We start from the raw sequence: 19,195 nt of genomic DNA on the forward strand, positions 1-19,195 counted from the left end.
GTCGCAGTCAGTGGCCATCGACGATGAGGCGGCGGCGTTGTTCGTACTCCTCCAAGCTCACCTCGCCGCGGGCCAGGCTCTCCTTGAGGAGAGTGAGCGGATCCGGTCGGGCCGATTCCTGCCTGACGCGCCCGGCCGGAAGCAGGGCCCGGATCACCAGCACAATGACGACCCAGAAGGCGAGGGCGCCGCCGCCCATCACGAGCCACATCCACCAGCCCATCCCAGCCCCGTTGCCCCACATCATGAGCGCTCTCCCGTCCGGTCGTCGCGGCGCACTGCGCCTGTCACGATCCACAGTGCAGCCCGACCCTCAAGGCCAGGCCGTGAACAAGTTGAGGTTTGACGAAGATCTGCTCCCGGGCCGTGCGCGAGACCGGCATACGGGCGGAAGGGCAGAGACACTGAGAGGGTGAGCACGACACCACCACAACCGGGCGCTCGGGTCTTGATCATCGAGGACGAAACAACGCTGGCCGGAATGATCGCCGCCTACCTCTCCCGCGCTGGCTATGACTCCACTGTGGTCCACACCGGCCCGGACGGTGTCCGGGCAGCCCGTGACCTGGCACCTGATGTCGTGATCCTGGACTTGGGCCTCCCCGGGCTGGACGGCATCGAAGTCTGCCGTCAGATCCGCACCTTCACCGACTGCTACGTCATCGTCGTCACCGCCCGAAAGGACGAGATCGACACCCTCATCGGGTTGTCCGTAGGCGCGGACGACTACGTCACCAAACCGTTCAGCGTCCGCGAACTGGTCGCACGAGTCCAAGCGGTGCTGCGCCGCCCTCGTACCGGATCCACCACCGCCTCCGAGACCGCGTGTAGTGAACCGACCCGGGTGTTCGGTGCACTACGTGTCGACCGGGACGGCCAGCGTGTGCACCTGGGCGACGTCGAGGTGGCCCTGACCCCCACCGAACGGGACCTTCTCATGGCTCTGGCGCGCCGTCCGTCGATGGCGTTCTCCCGGCGCCAGCTCATTGACGACATCTGGGGACCCGACTGGGTTGGCGACGAGCACCTCGTCGATGTTCACGTTGCTCACCTGCGCCGCAAACTCGGGGACGCCCCCGACATCGGCCGCTACATCACCACTGTCCGAGGCGTCGGGTACCGGATGGGACAAGGGTGATGGCACCAGCGCGCACCTACAGCACTGGGCTGGCGACCCGCCTCCTGGCTGGACAGGCCATCGTGCTGGTCGCCGGTGCCCTCACAGCCGGCCTGGTCGCCGCCATGATCGGCCCGCCCATCTTCCACGACCACCTCGTCGAAGCCGGCCACCAACAGAACTCGCCTGAGCTCGTCCACATCGAGCTGGCCTACCGAGATGCGTCCTTGATCTCCGTCGGGGTCGGTCTGCTGATCTCACTCCTCGGTGCTGGCGCGGTGACATGGTTCCTCACCCGACGGCTCCGCCGTCCTCTCGAACAGGTGACCACCGCTGCGCAGGAACTCACCCGTGGGCACTACTCCACGCGCGTGCCGACCATTGCCTCAGGCACCGAACTGGAGACCCTCGCGGCCGCGTTCAACACGATGGCCAGCAAGCTCGAAGGCATCGAAGACACCCGACGACGGATGCTTTCCGACCTCGCCCACGAACTGCGCACACCCATCGCCACCCTGAGTGCTTACCACGAAGGGCTCCACGACGGCATCGCCGCCCTCGGGCCAGAATCTCGCGCGGCCCTTGAGGAACAAACCCGCCGGCTGGCGCGCCTCGCCGACGACATCGACGAGGTCTCCACAGCCGAGGAGGGCCGACTCGCGCTCGACCTCCACCCACACCACGTCCCAGATCTCCTCTGGGCGGCCCACGAGGGCATGCGTGATGCCTTCGCCGCCAAGGGAGTCAACCTCGTCGTTGAGACACCAACCGCTCCAGGGCTCGACGTCCACGTCGACCGCAACCGCATCGGACAGGTCCTGACCAACCTCCTCACCAATGCACTCCGCCACACCCCCCCAGGAGGAACCGTCATCCTGGCCGCCAACCGCCAAGGTGAAGAAGCGGCAATCTCCGTGATCGACGACGGCGACGGAATGACCCCCGAACAACTCGAGCACGCCTTCGAACGGTTCTATCGAGGTGACGCCGCCCGCACCCGCGACCGCACAGGTTCAGGCATCGGGCTGACCATCAGCAAAGCACTCATCGACGCCCACCACGGAAGCATCTCCGCCAACAGTGACGGCCACGGAGAAGGCACACGACTCATATTCACCCTCCCACTCCCCGGGCGTTAGCCAATATTCGAGACTCGACTCCGGGGATCGCCTCACCTCCGCAGCCGCACGGCCTGGCTCGGCAACTGCGCCAGCGCAGCCTCTGCGACTCACAAGACGCACTTAGGTGGGACACCCTGCGCGTCCTTCGCTCACAGCGGGAATCTCTTGTCCTGCGAAGGGTTCGGTTGCTGACCGAGGCCGAGCCGGTCCTATGCGCCCTGCCCGTCGAGATCCGCGACCAACTGCCCGCGACCAGCCGCGTCATGGCCGCACTCAAGACGATACGCATCATCGACACCGGCGCCCTGTCCCGCGCCGACACCGCCCGAGTCCGGTGGCTCCAATCCACACTGGCAGCGGTCGAAGCCATCACCATCGGCCTCAAAGAGATCGACGCTGAAATCCCCGCGCTCCTGAGCGAACTGGACTGCACCCTCACCGAGATCGTCGGTGTCGGCGTCGTCACCGCCATGACACTGCTCACCGAGATCGGCGACCCGACCCGGTTCACCACCGAAGCCCAGTTCGCCCGATGGTGCGGCGCCGCGCCCGTGGCCGTGTCCTCCGGGGAGGGCCACGGCCAGCCCCGACGACATCGCCTCGACCTGGCAGGCAACCGTCAAGTCAACAGCGTCCTGCACATCGTCCACGTCACCCAGGCGCGGATCCACGAGCCAGCCAAGACCTTCCTCGCCAAGAGCACCGCAACGGGCAAAACAGCCCGCGGTGCCCGCCGCGCCCACAAGCGTCACCTCGCCAACGTCATCATCCGACGCATGTGGACCGACGCCAAGCGAGCCCACAGCGCCCCCTCGACCGTCGCCGCTTGACAAGAGAGCTTCGAGTCCCTGAACTCCCGCTACCGGCGGGCAGTCACGGCCCGGGGCCACTTCCCCACCGAGCAGGCCGCGCTCAAGGTCCTCTACTTGGTGACCCGGGGCATGGACCCCAAGGGCACCGGTCAGGCACGATGGACCATGCGCTGGAAGCCCGCACTCAACGCGTTCGCCGTCACCTTCGCCGACCGCATGCCAGCAGCAGAAACCCTCTAACAATGAACGTCAGAAACACCGTTCATCGGACAGCCCCCACCTACGAAGACATCGTCGCTCTCTGGACTCCACACCTCACGATGCTGCTCGCGCTCGATCGCCTCCCCGAAGCGCAACGGGAGGCACGAGTGCGGCTCTCCGTCGCAGTCCTGGTCGGGCTGAGCCTGGACTACCTCGGCAGCGGGAACGCTCACGCCTACGCCGACGCATACCGCGACTGGGTCAGACTGAACCTCGGCATCTAAGCGCACCTCGGCGATCGCGAGTCCCGGATCACGGCGCGCACAGACCGGGATAGCGATGCCAGAGCGCTACTGGCACTGCCCACTCGTCCCATAACACGCTGGGCAGAAGCCCTCCTAATCCATAACGCAGCGTTTATTTTTCATACAAACTGCGTTTGTGACATCTTCGCTGCATCTCGACAAGTCGACGTTCAGAACTTGCCGTTATCCATAACGCATCGTTTATGTTACATAGGGGAGACCGCTGCGCAAGATTGGCTGCAACTCGACACGTGCACACGGCCCAACAGCACCACCCACGGGCCGCCATCCAGGGGCAGCATCATGTGAGTGGCGGGGGATGGACGCTCAGTCCGCTCCACTCGCTGCTTCGCAGCCGCTACGCGTCTGAGCGTAAAGCCCCTGTCAAAGGAACCCCCGAGCGGGCCCGAGCCACAGCTGTCGGATCCCATCGAATTTGGCTGTCGGATCTCACTAGATGTCGCAGTCTCATTGGACATGTCGTAGGGCCACGCTTTGAGCATGGTGGGAACAGCCGTAGCGGAGACGCGCGTCGCGTTCGTGGGGAGTTCCGGCGAGCACGTGGAGGGTCCGATCAACGAGGTCGATCTGGCAGGCCTGGAGCGGGGCATGGACCAGCCGCCACGGCCGGACCGGGCTGGTGCCGCACCACGTCGTGGCGCAGATGGCAGGCCGCGACAGAGGGCTGGCGCAGGTACTGATGGATGCCGGGCTGTGGCGGCGGCAGGAGAGCGGCTACCGGATGCTGCGCGGACCCTCACGCGACCCAGACCAGCCGATGCCGTTGTGGCGGTACGGCGACAGCGACCTGGGAGGGTAACTCCAGGTGATGGATGACGCACCTGACACGTGAGGCTCGACGCGGCTGTCACTGTGTGACGCAGGCTGAGGATGATCACAGGAGACGCCATGCCCACACCCCTCGCCCAACGCAACCACCCTCCCTCGACGCCGTCGCCGCTGGCGCCGCGGGGGCGAGGGTGATGTGCTGTCTGTCCGGGGGCCGCGCACCGGCGAGCCCCTGGCTCGATCCGCACCGGGAGGCACTGTCGATGGTTCAGACCGCCGGCTACGTCCTGTCCTGGGCGCTGCTGGTCGTGGCTGGATGCTGGGCCGCCAGCATCCTCGAGATCGTCGCCGTCCGCCGCGGCACCTGGTCGCGACAGTCGAGCACTCGCCTCGGGGTGCTCACCACGTCGTTGATCGTGCCTGCGGCCGCACTGACCTGGCGTCAGCCCTGGGTCGGGGCCTTGGCGCTGCTGACCGTGAGCGTGTCAGCGCTGCTGGTCGCCGTGCGTCATCGTCCGGCGGTGGAGGACCCAGCCGAGCCGGGAGGTGTGGTCGCGAGCGACGCGGACGAGGTGGGGCACGACGAGCCGGGCGACCATCAGGCACCCTCGGCGCAGGAGCTCGGTCCGTTGCAGGACCGGTGGCCCGGGGTGCGGTTCGCGATCGCGCGGTCGGCCGAGGCGACCGTCGTCTCCTGGACAGACGGACCACCGGCCCCGGACGTGGCCCGCGTGTGCGGCCAGGCATGCCCGGGGGAGCGGATCCACACCCGTCGCTCCTACACCCCCGAGACGACCGCCCAGCTGCTGATCACTCTCGCCGACGCAGGGGAGTGGAGCCTGCTCGCGTGGCCCGCCGTGCAGCAGACCGCCGCCGACGACCGCACCTGGATCGCAGTTCCGGGAGACGACGCGCGCCAGATGACGATCATCAGCGGGCAGTCCCACGGGCGGGCTCTGACCTACAGCATGTGGCGGGCCCTGCAGGCCGTGCGGCCCGAGGTCGCAGACCGGCCCGAGTTCGCCGACCCTGTCCTGGAGACCGATCTAGCGTTGGCCGCACGGTGGCCGAAGACGGTCTTCACGATGGGGATGCAGGTGGACTGCGCGCCCGTACTGTCGATCGCCTGGACCGAAGGGCCCACCCCGGAGCAGGTACGCGAGCTCCTGGACGACGTGGTGCCCGGCATCACCGTCTGGACCGACCGTCACACCGCGCAGGTCTAGCCCGCCGGGCGCGTCGGAAAAATTGGCCGCGATCGCGGCGTCACACATGTCACTGTCGGTCGGCTTACTAGGAATCAGAGACACATCTGATCCCTAGGAGCGACTTTGACCATCCCTCAGGCAACGTCCACCGGATCGTTCCGCGGCCGTGCTCGAGGCGGTGCGACACCTCGAGGGGAGATCGCCCGAGCGGTCGCAACGCCGACCACCGCGGCCGCCGCGCTGGCGGGCGCAGGCTTCGTGCTGGCAGGGATGACCCCGATGCCCGACACGGTCCAGATCGCCGGCCTGGGCCTGGGTGGGATCGTGCTTGCCTCCGGCGTACGAGCGGCACGCGACCAGGCCCGCCAGGAGCTGGTGATGACGACGCTGGCCGGGTTGGCCCCGCTCGTCGGGCGCGGGGACCACGTGTCGATGAGGGCCCAGCGATGGGGAAGCCAATGGGTCGGCACCCCGGCCCGGGTGACCCTCACCTACGACCCCGCGGTGGAAGCGACCAAGGAGACCTGGCTGCCCGAGCTGCGGCGCAAGCTCGCCCAGCTGCTCGGCGACTACGAGGTCGTGAAGATGGACTCGCGCCGGTGCCGACTGACGCTGCGGGCCTGCGCCTCACCCGAGGAGCCCATCGCCAGCGCCCCCGACCCTCGACTGGCCGCTCGCGCCACCGAGACCGTGCAGCACCTGATGGGCAAGGACGCCACCGTTCACGCGACCTGGCAGGACGGGGCCCTGGTGGCGGTGGAGGTGGCGCACAAGCGGGGCATCATCTTCAGCCCCAGCGCGCTGGCTCGAGCCAAGGTCGAGCGCACCGTCACCACGATGCTGCCCGGCCGGTGGCGTGCCCGCTGGGATCTTGAGCACGACACCGTGCGCCTGGAGCTGCGCCCCAAGATCCCCGACAGCCTCGAGCGTGACCTGACCGTCCCTGAGGGGGCGGCTCTGACCCGGCTGCCCTACGCCGTCGACGAGGACGGCCACGTGCTGTCCTGGGACCTGTCCAGCAAGTCGGCCACCCCCCACTTCCTTGTGGTCGGGTCGACCGGAACCGGCAAGACCGTCGTCATCAGAGGCGTGGTGAAGGAGAGCGGCCGACGCCTCATGCGTGTGATGATCGGCGACCCCAAGCGGGTCGAGTTCTCCAGCATGCGGGACTGGCCCAACGTGGAGGTGGTCGCGACCACACCCCAGGACATCGTCGCGATGATTCACCAGGCGTACCTGCTCATGGAGGACAGATACGCCAAGATCGAGGCCGGCCACGCCACCGACGACGACTTCGACCACGTCCTGGTGGTCCTGGACGAGTACCGCTACTTCTACTCGGTCGTGAACGCCTGGTACGCCCAGGTCAAACTCAGTGGCGGTTCCAAGATCTGCCCGATCATCGAGGAGTTCAACCGCATCGCCGTGCTGGGGCGCACGGCCCGGATCCACCTGCTGGTCGGCACCCAGCGACCTGACGCGGCCTTCTTCGGTGGCGACATGCGTGACCAGTTCATGGGCCGCTGCAGCCTCGGCCGGCTCTCGCCCGACGGCGCCAAGATGATGTGGAACGCCCACCACATCGGGGTGGCCGTGCCCCGCGGAGTCCCCGGTCGTGGCACCGCCGTCGGTGTCGACGGCGAGCCGTGCGAGGCCCAGTCCTACTGGGCGCCGGACCCGCTCAAGGCCGGTGGCCGCGACCTCGAGCTGATCGAGGCCATGCGCCCCGCGGAGTGTCGATACCCGCGCCGCGTGTTCGTGCCCCCACCCACCGAGGACGAGAACGGCGAGCCCATCAATCCCCAGGGCCGCTACTACGACTACCTCAACGCCGAGTACGTCCTGGCCAGTGAGCGCCCGGACCTGGTCGCTGGTCTGGTCTACAGCGGCCCGGCGCAGGTGCTGATGGCCGATGAGGAGCCGGTCGAGGACGGTCCGAAGAAGGATTCCTACGCCGAGGCCCAGACCGTCCACGCGCGGGCGTTGGAGGGCAAGGAGGGTTTCCTGCTGCTGGTCGATGAGTCGCAGGACCTGTGGGCCGTGATCGAGGCTGCCGAGCCCGACCTGAACGACGACCAGCAGATCAATGTGTGCTGGCGCAGCGACCAGGACGGCGACGACTTCGGGGTCATCGCGATCGATGCGGGCGAGTTCGTCGAGATCCGTGAACCGCTTGACGACGTGGGTAGAGACAACACGCACGGTTATGTCAACAAAACTACTTGACACTATGGCACTGAAAGGTCAGGATGGCGGGCATGGTCACACGGTTGGCGAGCACCCAGACCCTGGAGCGCACCACGATCCAGGCGCTGGGCCTGCGAGCCCTGTGGCTGCACCTGCAGCTGACCGGGGTGGAGGCGCTGGCCCTGGCGCCGCGTGACCGCGAGCTGATCACGCTCGTGGCCACGCGTCCCAGGGGAGTGCCCCTGACCGACCTGCTCACCCGGATGCGGACGACCTCGGCCCTCAACGCCGAGGCCGGCAGGCACTGGATCCAGCGGCTGGTCGACCAGGGCTGGCTCTCAGTCCGCGAGGACGACCAGGGCCTGAGCATCGACCTCGCCGAGGAGGACCTGGCCTGGATCACGGCCCAGGACTCACGGCTGACCACCCCCTGACCGTCGACGCTTCCGAAGGAGGACGACATGCAGACCCCGTGCCGCGACGGCTCTGACCCGACACGCGGAGATCTCTGGTTCGCCGAGGGGACCGCCAAGAAGGAGCAGGCCAAGCAGCTGTGCAAGCAGTGCCCACTGCGGCTGCAGTGCCTCGAGGTCGCCCTGCAGGCGCAGGAGCCCTGGGGGATCTGGGGCGGCACCGACGTCGACGAGCGCCGAGCCATCCTCGCCGCCCGAGGCCTCGGCCTGGTCATCGTGGAGGTCGCGGCGTGAGCAACGACGAGAACGAACGCGTCCTCGGCCTGCTGTTGATCGGCCTGCTGCTGATGACGATCGTGCCCACCCTGGCTCCCCGCACCGCAGCCGCGTCCGGCACCTGGCTGTGCGAGCACGGCATCCTCGTGGCGCCCCCGCACGCCACCTTCACCATCCCCTTCCTCGGCGCCGGGCCAGACACGAACCGGCTGCTGCTCGTCGCGCTCCTGGCCATCGCGGCCATCGCGCTGACGGTGCCCAAGCGCCGCCGGGACAAGCAGACCAACAGCGCCACGGACCACACCCGGGCGGCGCAGGTCGGCAAGCGAGGGCCCCGTGCCTGACACCCCCACCACGGCTACCCTGATCAACGACCCGAGCCACGGAACTCCTTTCCCGGCCTCGAGTTGGACAGCATCGCGACGCGATGCACGGTCCGGGCACCCCGGGACTCGTCATCCCGACACGGGTGCCCGGACCCCCCACTCCTTCACCGACCAGGTCCGCGCCGACGCCGCCCGCGAGCGGGTCCGCCAGCTGCTGATGGCCGGGATGCCCAAGGCCGACCTCGCAGGCCAGGTCGGCTTCGACGGGCCGACCTTGGACCTGCTCGTCGACACGACACATCCCCTCGAATGGATCGATGCCGACGTCGAGGCCCGCGTCCTCACCACGGTGCTCGACCTGGACCAGCTGCCCGACGACGCGACGATCCACAACGGCGGCACCGTGCGCCGCGTGCGCGCTCTGGCCTTCCAGGGCTGGAGCTACAGCGACCTCGCCGAACAACTCGGCACGACCACGGCCACCGTGCGGTACGCCCTCGACGGACACACCACCACCGCCGGGCGGGCCCGCCAGATCCGAGACCTGTACGAACGGCTCAACGCACTGACCGGCCCCAGCCAGCGCCCGCGCAGACTTGCGATCCAACGCGGCTGGGCAAGCCCCGACCAGCTCGACGCCTCCACCATCGACCTGCCCGACACCGACCTCACCGCAGGAGGCGACGGCCAGGTCGACCACGCCCGCGTCCTGCGCTTCTGCGACGGCGAAGCGCTCACCCTGAACGTCCGCGAGCGCCGGCTGGCCGTGGCGGGGCTGGCCAGAAGGGGGATGGCTGACTCGGTGATCGCTGCTCGTCTGGGAATCAGTGTGCGGACGGTGCTTCGGGTGCGTGAGCGCCATGACATCGGTCCCGGCTGCATCCATGCCCGGCAGGGGTACGGGGCTCGGTGGGGCAGCGAGCGGTCAGTGGCGGCGCAGCTGGAGCCGGGTGAGGACCTGGTGGACGCGCAGAAGGTGCGTCGCTACTGCGCGGGCGAGGACGTGGCCCTGAGCGGTCGGGAGCGGGCGAGTGCGGTGCTGAGCTACTGGCTGGCGGGGTGGCCTGTGGGGCGTATCGCTCGGCGGATGGGGTGTGCCCGCTCGGTGGTGCTCGAGCTGCTGAGCCGGTACGCGATGCCTGGGCCGGGCTGGGATGCCCTGGGCACCGGGTGCAACGACGACGAGGAGGTCGTGGCGTGAGCCAGCGCATCAATGAGAACCCGATGTGGATCAGCGGGGCGCTGTGCGCCCAGACCGGCCCGGACGTGTTCTTCCCAGAGCAGGGGGGGACGGCCGAGCTGGCCAAGCAGGTCTGCTCGGGGTGCCCCTACAAGGACCCCTGCCTGCAGTACGCCCTGGACCACGACGAGAGGTTCGGCGTGTGGGGCGGGCTGGACCAGGCCGAGCTTCGCAGGCTGCGCGGCCGCGCCGCGTGACCGAGGGTGCCGCGCGCGGCTCCCTCCCTTCCAGACCAGGCCCGCCAGCCACCCATCACCGCACAAGAGGAGAGCAGGATGACCAGGGATGAACCGGCGAGCCGTCGTCGTAGGCATCTGATCGGCGGGGCCGTCGCGGTCGCGCTGACTGCGTCGGTCGGGACCGCGGTGGCGTGCGTGCCCACCGAGGCCGAGGCGCGCGAGAACGCGACGGTGCGCCTGGTCGCTGGTGACCAGGACGTCACCGACGCGGCCGGGCGCACCTGGCGCGCCTACCGTGGTTACGAGGGACGGGCCACCTTGGAGCGCGTGGACCGCGGCCGGATCGACTTCCGTGACCCCGACCTGGTCGACATCGTCGCCCGCGGGGTCCAGGACGTGTACGTGCCCGTGCAGGCCAAGGGGGAGTACACGGTGCGGGTCCTGGCCGGCCCGCCCCAGGCCGGCGGCTCGGGCGACGATCCGCGGGTGCCCTCGGGCAAGGCCGGGCACAAGCGGGGGCGGGGCGCCGACCCGGCACCGACCCAGACTGCGCCCACCGAGCCCGGCGACACCGTGCCGGTCCAGGGGTCGGCAGCCGCGGGTCGGGGCGAGCCCGTCGCGGTGGGCGAGCCGGACCCGAACGCGTCGCCGGCGACCGAGCCCGGGCCGGAGCCCTCGAGCGAGCCAACCACCGGGGGCGGGTCGGGAGCGCCGCCGTCGACGACTCCTCAGAGCCAGTGGGTGTTCCTGGAAGGACGTCCAATGGCGGCACCCATGACCTCGAACGGCAATGCAGTCCTGGAGCAGGCGTACACCGTCCAGATCGACGACGGATCCCTGGACCTGCAGCTGTTCGCCCCCAGCGGGACCACGTTCATCTCCGCGGTCGAGGTAGCCCCCGCCGAGCCCTCCTCGGCCCCTACCGCGACTGCGACCTCGTCGCCCAGCAGCACCTCGAGCGCTCCTGCCCCCACGCCCAGCGGTGCCGCCGCGGCCTCGGACGGGCCCTCGTCACCGGTCCCGCTCCCTGAGGCCACGAAGCCCACCCCCACCTCCACGACCGCCCCGGCCGGCACGACCTCGCAGAACACCACCGCGGTGCCGTTCGGGCCCGGTAACCCCTTCACGACCAAGATCCCCGAGAAGGCCGAGATCGACCCGCGCACTGACGCGCTCACCAAGAACCTCGTCGCGCAGGTCGCCGAGCGGTACAGCGGCGTGGCCGGGTTCAACGCTTACCAGTACAACATGTCGCTGTGGGTCGCCGAGCCGGGCACCAAGAAGGTCGACGTCAAGTGGAACAACTGCCAGGGCAAGGCCGGCGCAGACCCCGACTACTTCGACGGCACCGGGATCTTCAAGGGCGTGCCGGTCCCGGCCGACGCCCAGCCTGCCACCGGCACCGACGGCGCGATGAGCATCTGGGACCCCACCACCGACCAGCTGTGGGACTTCTGGGTCATGCGCAAGGACAGCCAGGGGCAGTGGGAGGCCTGCCACGGCGGGCGCATCGACCACGTGTCCCAGTCCACCGGTCAGTTCCCCGGCTGGTACGGCACCAGCGCCTCCGGGCTGGCGATGGCCGGCACCGCCATCACCCCTGCCGAGGCCCGCAGCGGGCGCATCCAGCACGCACTGAACGTCGGCCTGTCCTACACCAAGGCCGGAGAGCACGTCTGGCCCGCCGTCCGCAACGACGGCAACACCCCCGGTGACCTGCAGATCCCCGAGGGAACCCGGTTCCGGGTCAAGCGCAGCGTGAACGTCGACGCGCTGCCGATGAGCCGGCTCGGCAAGGACATCGTGCGCGCCGCCCAGGAGTACGGCGTCCTGGTCGTGGACACCAGCGACGGCGTCGCCCTGTCCGCGGCCGCCGGCAAGGCCGAGAAGGCCCAGACCGGCGTCGACCCCTGGGACGACCTCCTCCAGGGCAAGAACCCCATGGAGGGCTTCCCCTGGGACCAGGTCGAGTTCCTGCCGCCCGGCTGGGGCGCCCCCACCACCAAGTAGCACCACCGGTGAGGCCTGCGCACCCCAGCTCAGGCCTCACCGGCCCACCCAGGAAAGGCGACAGATCATGACCACCGCCGACCCGACAGCCGCCAGCAGGCCCCCCGCGCTCGACCTGGACGCGCTCGTCCTGCCCACCGACCTGACCGAGCGCAGCCTGGATGACCTGCTGGAGTCCTACGACCTGCTTCAGGAGACCCGCCAGGACACCCTCGAGGACGTATGAGCAGCACGACCACCCCCGCTGCGGCCCTGCCACGCGTTGACAGCCTCCCCGCCGCGGGCAAGGGTGAGGCCGTGGCACGCACCCTGACCAGCGTCGACGAGGCCACAGCCCTGGCCCACCATGCGCTGGCCGCCACTCGTGAGCACCCCCTGGTGTGCATCACCACCGCCACCGGGCACGCCGCACCCTTCGTCGACGCCCAGCAGATCACCGACGACCTCAACGGGCTCGCCGAGGTCGTGATCATGCCCACCGGCAAGATCGCCTGGGCCTTCCACGACGCGTTACCGCCCGGCGGGGACGTCTACGGCGGCGCCACCCGCATCTACCCGCCCGGGAGCGACTGGACCCACGACACCCGCCGAGCGCCCCTGTGCTACGCCTACGGCGAGACCGACCGGGCCCGCGCCGGCAGCCAGATCGTGCGCGCCGCACTGGCCATGGTCCGCACCAGCACCCCCACCGCCCCCCCAGCTCGCCCCATCGTCGCCGGCGGCCACGTCCTGGGCGTCGCCGGCGGCCGGGCCCTGGTCGACATCAGCCTCGGCTCCAGCGGACAGGCCACCATCTGGCCCGAGCTGATCGCCGACATCGACGCCGACCACCTCCTGACCGCCCACATGCCGGTGTGGGGAGCCTTGGACCTGGCATCCCGGCGCCTGGACGTCACCGGGATGAGCCTGGACCCGCAGGTCGCCCTCGCCGACTACCAGCCCGGGGCCACCGTCCTCGCCCGCGTCGCCCTCCTCGACGACCAGGAAGCACACCTGGAGCTGTGGCCCGGAACGCACGCCACGATCACCCGCAGCGACATCCTCCCCGGCCAGCACATCGACCCCCGCGAGGCACTCAGCCTCCACGAGGTCCTGCCGATCCGCCTCACCAGCACCGCCCCCACCTGGCGGGCCACCCTGCACGACACCGACGCCCCGATCCCCGCCGCCCCCATCCTCGAAGGCGGGCCCGCCTGGCTCGAACCACCAGCCACCGACCCCGGCGAGCAGCCCGACCAGAGCACCGACCACGCTCCAGACAACCACCCCGAACCCGCCACGGCCCCGACCAGCGACGCCGACGCGTTGCGCCTCGAACGCGACGAGCTCGCGCACCTCCTGGCCCACACCAACGAGCAACTCGACCGCGAGCAGGCCACCACGACCCGGCTTCGCACCGAGCTACGACAAGCCCGCGAGCGGGAGGCCCGCCTGCGCTCGACGTCGGACAAGGCCACCGAGGCGCTGCGCGTCCTGGAAGCCGACCAGACGTTGTTCCTGTCCCCGCACGAGCAGCTGCGCTTCGAGGTCCAGGTCGCGTGGGCCAGGCGCACCGAGCCGGGGGAGAAGGCAGACCTGCCGCTCAAGTCCTGGCGGCTGGGCCCGGACTTCCTGTCCACCTGGGACGCCGTGCACGGCATCGACCGCGCCAAGGTCATCGACGTCCTGGTCGACATCCTCACCGGCCGCGCCGCCACCATCCCCGCTCGACAGATGCACCAGCTGCGCAGCTCCATCGGCGGGAACTCCGCCCCCGTGGTCCGCGACGACGGGGCCACGTGCTGGCGAGTCGCGCTGCAGACCAAGACACCCTCCGCGCGCCGCTGCCACTTCTGGTCCCTGCGTGACGGATCGATCGAGCTGTCCAGCATCCGCCTGCACGACGACCTGCGTCCCTGACCATGACCATCCCCGCCCTGATCGCGACCCTGACCGCCGTCGGCGCCGCCGTGGGCTGGCTCGAACACTCCTGGCTCACCGGCGGCCACTACCTCAAGGACGGCGACCGCCGACGCCTGACCCGCACCCCACCGCGGATCCTCACGTGCGCCACCGTGGCCGGCCTGTTCGCCGCCGCCGCACACCTGCCCACCAGCGCACTGGCCCCGGTGCTGCTGCTCGCCACGGCCGCGCCCGCACTGGCCTGGATCGACTGGGATGTGCACCGGCTCCCCAACGCGATCCTGGGGCCCCTGACCGGGGCCATGGCCATCATCATGGTCGCCACCAGCGCACTGACCGGCCACTGGCACGACCTGCTCACCGCGCTCGCCGGCGCCGGGATCGGGCTCGGGTGCGGGCTGCTCCTGGCCGTGCTCAAGGTCGGGCTCGGGGCCGGAGACATCAAGCTGCTGGTGCCGCTGGGGCTGGCCGGAGGGTGGATCTCCTGGACCACGCTGATGCACGTGATCACCTACGCACTCGTGGTCAACGGGCTGCTCCTGGCGGCGCTGCTGGCCGTCAAGGTCATCAGCCGCGGCCGGGCAGCGATGGGTCCCGGGCTGCTCCTCGGCGCGCTCGTCGCGCTGCTGCTCAGCGGTTGCCTGCCTGCCAGCCCTGCCAGCCCTGCCAGCCCTGCGGGCCGCGGCGCCGCGGCGGCCGCGGCGGCCGCCGGCGACGCGCGGCGCGTGCTCGAGGCGCTGCCCGTGCGCGACGCGGATGCCGACGACGGCTACACCCGGGCCTGGTTCGGCCCCAAGTACAGCGACGACCTGTCCGCGGCCATCCCCTCGGCCCGCAACGGCTGCGACCAGCGCAACGACGTCCGGCGCCGCGACGCGCTCACCAAGACCATCCGCCCCGGCACCCGAGGCTGCGTCGTGGCCCAGGGCACCTACCACGACCCCTACACCGGTGCCGTCGTCGACCAGCCCCACACCCAGCTCGAGCACGTCGTCTCCCTGCACGCCGCCTACGTCACCGGCGGCCGCCACCTGCCGCCCCCGACCCGCCGTGACCTCGCCGGCGACCCGCTCAACCTGCTCATCATCTCCGGCAGCGCCAACGCCTCCAAGCGCGAGAGCGACACCTGGGAGCCGCCTAACCGGCAGTTCCGGTGCCCGCTGGTCGCGCGTCAGATCGCGGTGAAGGCGAAGTACCGGCTGTGGGTGACGCCGGACGAGCACCGCCACATGGCCCGGGTCCTGGCCGGGTGCCCGGCCCAGCCGCTGCCGACCGAGGCCGACGTCGCCCCGCCCAGCCCCCGCCCATGAGGGGCCAGCGCCCGGCAGGACTCACAGGGAGACGCCCCTTGGGGCCGGGCGGCTCCCACCGGCGTGATGCTGGTCAGTGGGCCTGGTCGTACTGATCCTGCAGCGCGGCCGGGATACGGCCGCGGTCGCTGACCTGATGGCCGTTGTCGCGCAGCCACTGCCGCACGTCGTTGGTCGCGCCCGTGGAGCGGGACGGGCGCGACCGGCGAGCCCGCGCCGCGGCGGCGGTACGCGGGGCGCGGCGCGCATGGGTGATTCAGTCGCGCAGCGCCGACCGCAGCGCCTCGGCATTCTTCGTGGACAGGTCAATCTCGTAGGCGACCCCGTCAAGACTGAACTGAACTGTTTCCTCGGCTGCGCCGCCGTCGAGGTCATCCTCCAAGACGATGTGAATCCGCTGGACCATCGGGTGCCACCTCTCGTTGAGAATGCTCTGTGCCGATCGAAATATATTTACGGCCCATTACCGAGCGAGCGCAATCGCGTGAGGTCGGCGATTTTCGCAGGGGTTTGCACGGCCGGCGGGCAGCGAGACGGCGCGGCGGGCGCGGTCGAGGTCGTCGCCCAACGACCACGTCAGGGGCCATAATCCGGACAGGGCGCGCGGTGCGCCCCACAGGATGACGCCGTGAAGGGTGACGATGAGCGAGGGTCGGGCCGAGCAGGACGCGGCGCGAATGCGTGACGCACTGACCGGCGCGCCGGCGGCGGAGGTGGTGCGGTTCGGGATCGACGGTGTCATCTACGAGGTGCCCCTGAGCCGGTCGAACGCGGCCAGGCTGCGGCGCTACCTTCACGAGTTCACGACGGTGGCGACACCGGTGAGGACCTCCAGCGGGGCACCGATCCGCCGAGCCGAGGGACGCGACGAGATCGCTCGGTGGGCCCGCACCAAGGGCTACCGGGTGGGAGACCGAGGACCCCTGCCGCAGCGGGTGCTCAATGCCTACCGCGAGGCCCACGACAACACTTGACACTATGGGAACAGGAAATAGGGTTGACTGGTCGATATCCTCGGGCTCAGAGAACACCTCTGCAGCCCGTCGACGGGACTGACAGATGAGCCCGACGAAGGGGGTGAGAACAGTGCCCAGCAGCAGCACCTACCGTGATCCCAAGCTGCTCGACCCGGACTACAACAAGGCCCAGGCGCTGGTGAACAAGGCCGGCCAGCCGATCACGCCGGCCGAGCTGGCCCGGCGGTTCGAGGACCGTGACGGCAACCGCGAGCTGGACTTCCTGGTCCAGCACGCCCCGAAGATGTCGCAGGCACACAAGGACGCCCAGCGAGCCTTCCCCCTGGACGAGACCCAGCCGCTGGAGGACCTGCGCAAGGATCGCTCCCTGCCCCAGCCCGGCGAGATGCGGACCCTGCTCAGCTCGCGCCAACGCAAGGAACGATCCAAGGACAAGGTCGCCGCACAGTCCACCCTGTCCAACGCACAGTACGAGGACCTCGGCCGCCTGATCCGCACCGACCGCGGCGACCACTGGAACGAGATCAACGACAAGCTGCACGAGGTCAAGGGCAACGCCACCGAGCTCGACGACGCCACTGCGCGACGCGTGCGACGCATCGACCGCGCCATCCGGGCCTACGAGCGCGACAACGACCGCGGGCACCTCGTCTACTGCAACGTCGACATGCCCCGACACATCAACCGCACCAACCTGAACGGCTACGCCCGCAACCAGTTCGAGCCCGGCACCCTCGTCGAGTTCGACCGATACACCGCCGCAACCCACTGCCTGCACGAGGTGGAGCCGTACGCCGATCCGGAGGCGAGCATCGCCTTCGAGATCACCACCCGGCGAGGCATGTACCTCGGCGGGTCCGACAGCGCCTGGTACACCCCACACCTGCTGCCTCGAGGGATCCGCCTGTACTCCCACGGCCAGCAGGTGGTGCAGTACCAGCGCCCCGACGGCACCACCGGCAGCCGAGTCGTGGTCCAGTTGTCCGAGGACCCACCCCAGGGCGTCGACGTCATCACCCCCGTCGACCGCCTGATCGAGAACGAGAAGCTGATGGAGAAGCGCGCCGCCCGCCAGCGCCGCAAGGCTGAGCGCGAGGCCGCGCTGCAGCGTGCACGTGAGGAGAATCCTGATGAGTGAGCAGACCGACGCCGACGGCTTCCGGACCACGACCGACCGGACGGTGGTGGCCGACGACGGGACCGTGCACGAGGTCCCGGACTACGCGCCCAAGCGGGTGCGGCGTGACCGGCACGGTCGCCCCGAGCTGTTCATGGATCCGGCACTGCTGGGCGCAGCGGCCGCCGTCGGGCGCACACGCCCCCCCAAGAAGCCGACGAAGGCCTCCTGACAGTGCCGGGACTGCAGCACTGTGAGCTGAGCCAGACCCATTACACGCAGGAGCAGCTGTGCCAGCGGATGCTGGAGGTGCTCGGGCGGGCCCCGTCGCGCTACCAGCTCGCCAAGGCGCGCAGCGCTGAGGAACGACCTGTGCGATCGGGCAGGCCGCGGCTGACTGCGGGCATGCCGGCCCCGGACCAGCGGGTCCAGCAGCCGGCGTGGAAGGTCAAGGACGTCGAGGAGTGGTTGAGCAACCACCCGGTCAAGCAGATCCAGCGCGCCAAGGAGCTGCTCGAGGTGCAGCTACAGACGGTGGGCGCCACGCACGCTGTCGCTGCAGCTCGGGAGCAGGGCCTGTCCTGGGAGCAGATCGCCGAGGTCCTGCGACGCGTCGAGGGGCGCCCCACCCTGACCCGCCAGGCCGTCATCCTGCGCTACGGGCGGACCTAGTCGCGCGGTAGGGTCAGGGACACTACGAGTATGCCCGGTGATCTGGCGCCCACCGCTGGGGCGCCAGATCAGCCATGTCAGAGACAGATTCGTCATGGCAGGACCGCTCACCCAGGCACCGCTCGATGTCACTGTCGTAGGGGTGGGGCGCCGGGACGGTGATGGGATCTACCCATGAGCGAAGACGCCCGAAATGTCCGGCACCCCACCAGGGGCCCGGAGGCCGGCTCCTGGACGTGGCCGGCGCTGGCTGACGCCGTCGCCGCCAAGCGGCTGGCGATCGTCCAGGCCACACACATGGGGGCCCCGCTGGACGCCCAGGCCCGCGCCGACGTACGCCGGCTGGCGGCGGTCGGTCGGCTGGTCGCCAAGAGAGCCGAACCGCTAGAAGCCGTCCTACAGCTGTGGCAGACCCTCCCGGCGCCTCGCGACGGCACGGGCGCGTAGGTGCCCGCCACCGTCACCCGCGAGCTCGACCAGGCCGTGGCCGGCGACCCGCCAGCTGGTAGTGATGCCCTGTGATGGGCCCCAACCACGTGCTGAGCGGTCTGTGCGTCGGCGTGGCCACGCTCCCGCTCGCCGGCCGCCAGGACGTCGGCTACCAAGCCCTGTGGGTGCTCGCCTGGGGCGGTGCGGCGCTGCTGCCGGACCTGGACCAGGAAGGCTCCCTGGCGCCCACCATGTGGGGCCCGATCAGCCAGGTCCCGTCCTCGCTCATCGGGGCACTGGCCGGCGGCCACCGTTGGGGTACCCACGACCTGCTGCTGGCCCCGATCGCCTTCGGCGGCTTCTTCTGGGTCGCGCGGCTGGTGCCCCAGCTGCACCTGCTCGCCCTGGCCCTGATGATCGGTCTGGTCGTGCGCGGCCTCGTCGCGATCGAATGGTGGCGCGCCGGGGCGTTGGTCAACATGGTCCTGTCCTGGGGTGGAGCCTGGTGGCTGAGCAGCCACGGGGGCTTGGCGATCTAGAGCTTGTCAAGATTTCTGTGTAAGTGATGTTGGTCACGGTGGGTTTACAGGTGGGGGTTGATGCG

General features: G+C 69.8%; 23 protein-coding genes and 1 pseudogene. 21 read left to right on the forward strand and 3 right to left on the reverse strand.

From position 1 onward, the window contains the following. Window positions 1–7: 7 nt before the first annotated feature. Window positions 8–247 carry an SHOCT domain-containing protein gene (locus B4E97_RS13430; RefSeq protein ID WP_286960218.1) on the reverse strand — a complete coding sequence of 80 codons (240 nt, stop codon included), beginning with the start codon at window positions 245–247 and terminating at the stop codon, window positions 8–10. Window positions 248–412: 165 nt separating this feature from the next. On the opposite strand from B4E97_RS13430, the gene B4E97_RS13435 reads away from it, so the two are divergent. From B4E97_RS13435 to B4E97_RS13505, 15 genes and pseudogenes are all read left to right on the forward strand, one after another. Then, window positions 413–1,138 carry a response regulator transcription factor gene (locus tag B4E97_RS13435; RefSeq protein WP_286960220.1) on the forward strand — a complete coding sequence of 242 codons (726 nt, stop codon included), beginning with the start codon at window positions 413–415 and terminating at the stop codon, window positions 1,136–1,138. Further along, window positions 1,138–2,256, forward strand: a complete 1,119-nt coding sequence (locus B4E97_RS13440) for a sensor histidine kinase (RefSeq protein ID WP_286960221.1) — start codon at window positions 1,138–1,140, stop codon at window positions 2,254–2,256. Before B4E97_RS13435 ends, B4E97_RS13440 begins: the two co-directional genes overlap by 1 nt. Before the next feature lie 167 nt (window positions 2,257–2,423). Beyond that, the gene (locus tag B4E97_RS13445; RefSeq protein WP_286960222.1) at window positions 2,424–3,068 is read left to right on the forward strand and encodes a transposase; all 645 of its coding nucleotides are present in this window, start codon (window positions 2,424–2,426) and stop codon (window positions 3,066–3,068) included. A 6-nt stretch (window positions 3,069–3,074) separates the two neighbouring features. Further along, window positions 3,075–3,290: pseudogene (locus tag B4E97_RS13450) on the forward strand (transposase); the annotation flags it as partial. Between the two features lie 1,318 nt (window positions 3,291–4,608). Further along, entirely contained in the window at window positions 4,609–5,571 is a 963-nt protein-coding gene (locus B4E97_RS13455; protein ID WP_286960223.1) for a hypothetical protein, read from the forward strand. 261 nt (window positions 5,572–5,832) lie between these two features. After that, window positions 5,833–7,779 carry an FtsK/SpoIIIE domain-containing protein gene (locus tag B4E97_RS13460; protein WP_286960224.1) on the forward strand — a complete coding sequence of 649 codons (1,947 nt, stop codon included), beginning with the start codon at window positions 5,833–5,835 and terminating at the stop codon, window positions 7,777–7,779. Window positions 7,780–7,811: 32 nt separating this feature from the next. Beyond that, a complete protein-coding gene (locus B4E97_RS13465) occupies window positions 7,812–8,174 on the forward strand; it encodes a hypothetical protein (RefSeq protein ID WP_286960225.1) in 363 nt (120 codons plus the stop codon). A gap of 27 nt (window positions 8,175–8,201) precedes the next feature. Beyond that, a complete protein-coding gene (locus B4E97_RS13470) occupies window positions 8,202–8,447 on the forward strand; it encodes a WhiB family transcriptional regulator (protein WP_286960226.1) in 246 nt (81 codons plus the stop codon). Further along, the gene (locus tag B4E97_RS13475; RefSeq protein ID WP_286960229.1) at window positions 8,444–8,773 is read left to right on the forward strand and encodes a hypothetical protein; all 330 of its coding nucleotides are present in this window, start codon (window positions 8,444–8,446) and stop codon (window positions 8,771–8,773) included. The genes B4E97_RS13470 and B4E97_RS13475 overlap by 4 nt, the downstream gene beginning before the upstream one ends. 208 nt (window positions 8,774–8,981) lie before the next feature. Continuing rightward, entirely contained in the window at window positions 8,982–9,956 is a 975-nt protein-coding gene (locus B4E97_RS13480; protein ID WP_286960230.1) for a helix-turn-helix domain-containing protein, read from the forward strand. Next, on the forward strand, window positions 9,953–10,192 hold the full coding sequence (locus B4E97_RS13485; protein WP_286960231.1) for a WhiB family transcriptional regulator: 240 nt from the start codon (window positions 9,953–9,955) through the stop codon (window positions 10,190–10,192). The genes B4E97_RS13480 and B4E97_RS13485 overlap by 4 nt, the downstream gene beginning before the upstream one ends. A gap of 177 nt (window positions 10,193–10,369) precedes the next feature. Next, window positions 10,370–12,184 carry a hypothetical protein gene (locus B4E97_RS13490; RefSeq protein WP_286960232.1) on the forward strand — a complete coding sequence of 605 codons (1,815 nt, stop codon included), beginning with the start codon at window positions 10,370–10,372 and terminating at the stop codon, window positions 12,182–12,184. A 67-nt stretch (window positions 12,185–12,251) separates the two neighbouring features. Continuing rightward, window positions 12,252–12,410: a hypothetical protein gene (locus B4E97_RS13495; protein ID WP_286960233.1), complete on the forward strand. Its 159-nt coding sequence runs from the start codon at window positions 12,252–12,254 to the stop codon at window positions 12,408–12,410. Continuing rightward, window positions 12,407–14,083 carry a hypothetical protein gene (locus B4E97_RS13500; protein WP_286960234.1) on the forward strand — a complete coding sequence of 559 codons (1,677 nt, stop codon included), beginning with the start codon at window positions 12,407–12,409 and terminating at the stop codon, window positions 14,081–14,083. The genes B4E97_RS13495 and B4E97_RS13500 overlap by 4 nt, the downstream gene beginning before the upstream one ends. Window positions 14,084–14,085: 2 nt before the next feature. Beyond that, a complete protein-coding gene (locus B4E97_RS13505; RefSeq protein WP_286960235.1) occupies window positions 14,086–15,396 on the forward strand; it encodes a GmrSD restriction endonuclease domain-containing protein in 1,311 nt (436 codons plus the stop codon). A gap of 73 nt (window positions 15,397–15,469) precedes the next feature. On the opposite strand, the gene B4E97_RS19230 is transcribed toward B4E97_RS13505, so the two are convergent. After that, the gene (locus B4E97_RS19230) at window positions 15,470–15,562 is read right to left on the reverse strand and encodes an Lsr2 family DNA-binding protein (RefSeq protein WP_422652880.1); all 93 of its coding nucleotides are present in this window, start codon (window positions 15,560–15,562) and stop codon (window positions 15,470–15,472) included. A gap of 90 nt (window positions 15,563–15,652) precedes the next feature. Continuing rightward, complete coding sequence (locus tag B4E97_RS19235) at window positions 15,653–15,802, reverse strand: Lsr2 dimerization domain-containing protein (protein WP_422652881.1); 150 nt, start codon at window positions 15,800–15,802, stop codon at window positions 15,653–15,655. Between the two features lie 235 nt (window positions 15,803–16,037). Between B4E97_RS19235 and B4E97_RS13515 the strand changes: the two genes are divergently transcribed. The 6 genes from B4E97_RS13515 (at window position 16,038) to B4E97_RS13540 (ending at window position 19,130) form a co-directional block, all read left to right on the forward strand. After that, on the forward strand, window positions 16,038–16,370 hold the full coding sequence (locus B4E97_RS13515) for an Lsr2 dimerization domain-containing protein (protein WP_286960236.1): 333 nt from the start codon (window positions 16,038–16,040) through the stop codon (window positions 16,368–16,370). 85 nt (window positions 16,371–16,455) lie between these two features. Further along, the gene (locus B4E97_RS13520) at window positions 16,456–17,511 is read left to right on the forward strand and encodes a hypothetical protein (protein WP_286960238.1); all 1,056 of its coding nucleotides are present in this window, start codon (window positions 16,456–16,458) and stop codon (window positions 17,509–17,511) included. Beyond that, window positions 17,504–17,722: a hypothetical protein gene (locus B4E97_RS13525; protein WP_286960240.1), complete on the forward strand. Its 219-nt coding sequence runs from the start codon at window positions 17,504–17,506 to the stop codon at window positions 17,720–17,722. Before B4E97_RS13520 ends, B4E97_RS13525 begins: the two co-directional genes overlap by 8 nt. 2 nt (window positions 17,723–17,724) lie before the next feature. Beyond that, complete coding sequence (locus tag B4E97_RS13530) at window positions 17,725–18,162, forward strand: hypothetical protein (RefSeq protein WP_286960242.1); 438 nt, start codon at window positions 17,725–17,727, stop codon at window positions 18,160–18,162. A 174-nt stretch (window positions 18,163–18,336) separates the two neighbouring features. Next, window positions 18,337–18,609, forward strand: coding sequence for a hypothetical protein (locus B4E97_RS13535; protein WP_286960244.1), 273 nt, complete (start codon window positions 18,337–18,339; stop codon window positions 18,607–18,609). Window positions 18,610–18,683: 74 nt separating this feature from the next. Continuing rightward, entirely contained in the window at window positions 18,684–19,130 is a 447-nt protein-coding gene (locus tag B4E97_RS13540; protein ID WP_286960246.1) for a metal-dependent hydrolase, read from the forward strand. Window positions 19,131–19,195 lie beyond the last annotated feature (65 nt).

The sequence above is a fragment of the Arsenicicoccus sp. UBA7492 genome, assembly GCF_002479615.1.
Lineage (GTDB): Bacteria > Actinomycetota > Actinomycetes > Actinomycetales > Dermatophilaceae > Arsenicicoccus > Arsenicicoccus bolidensis.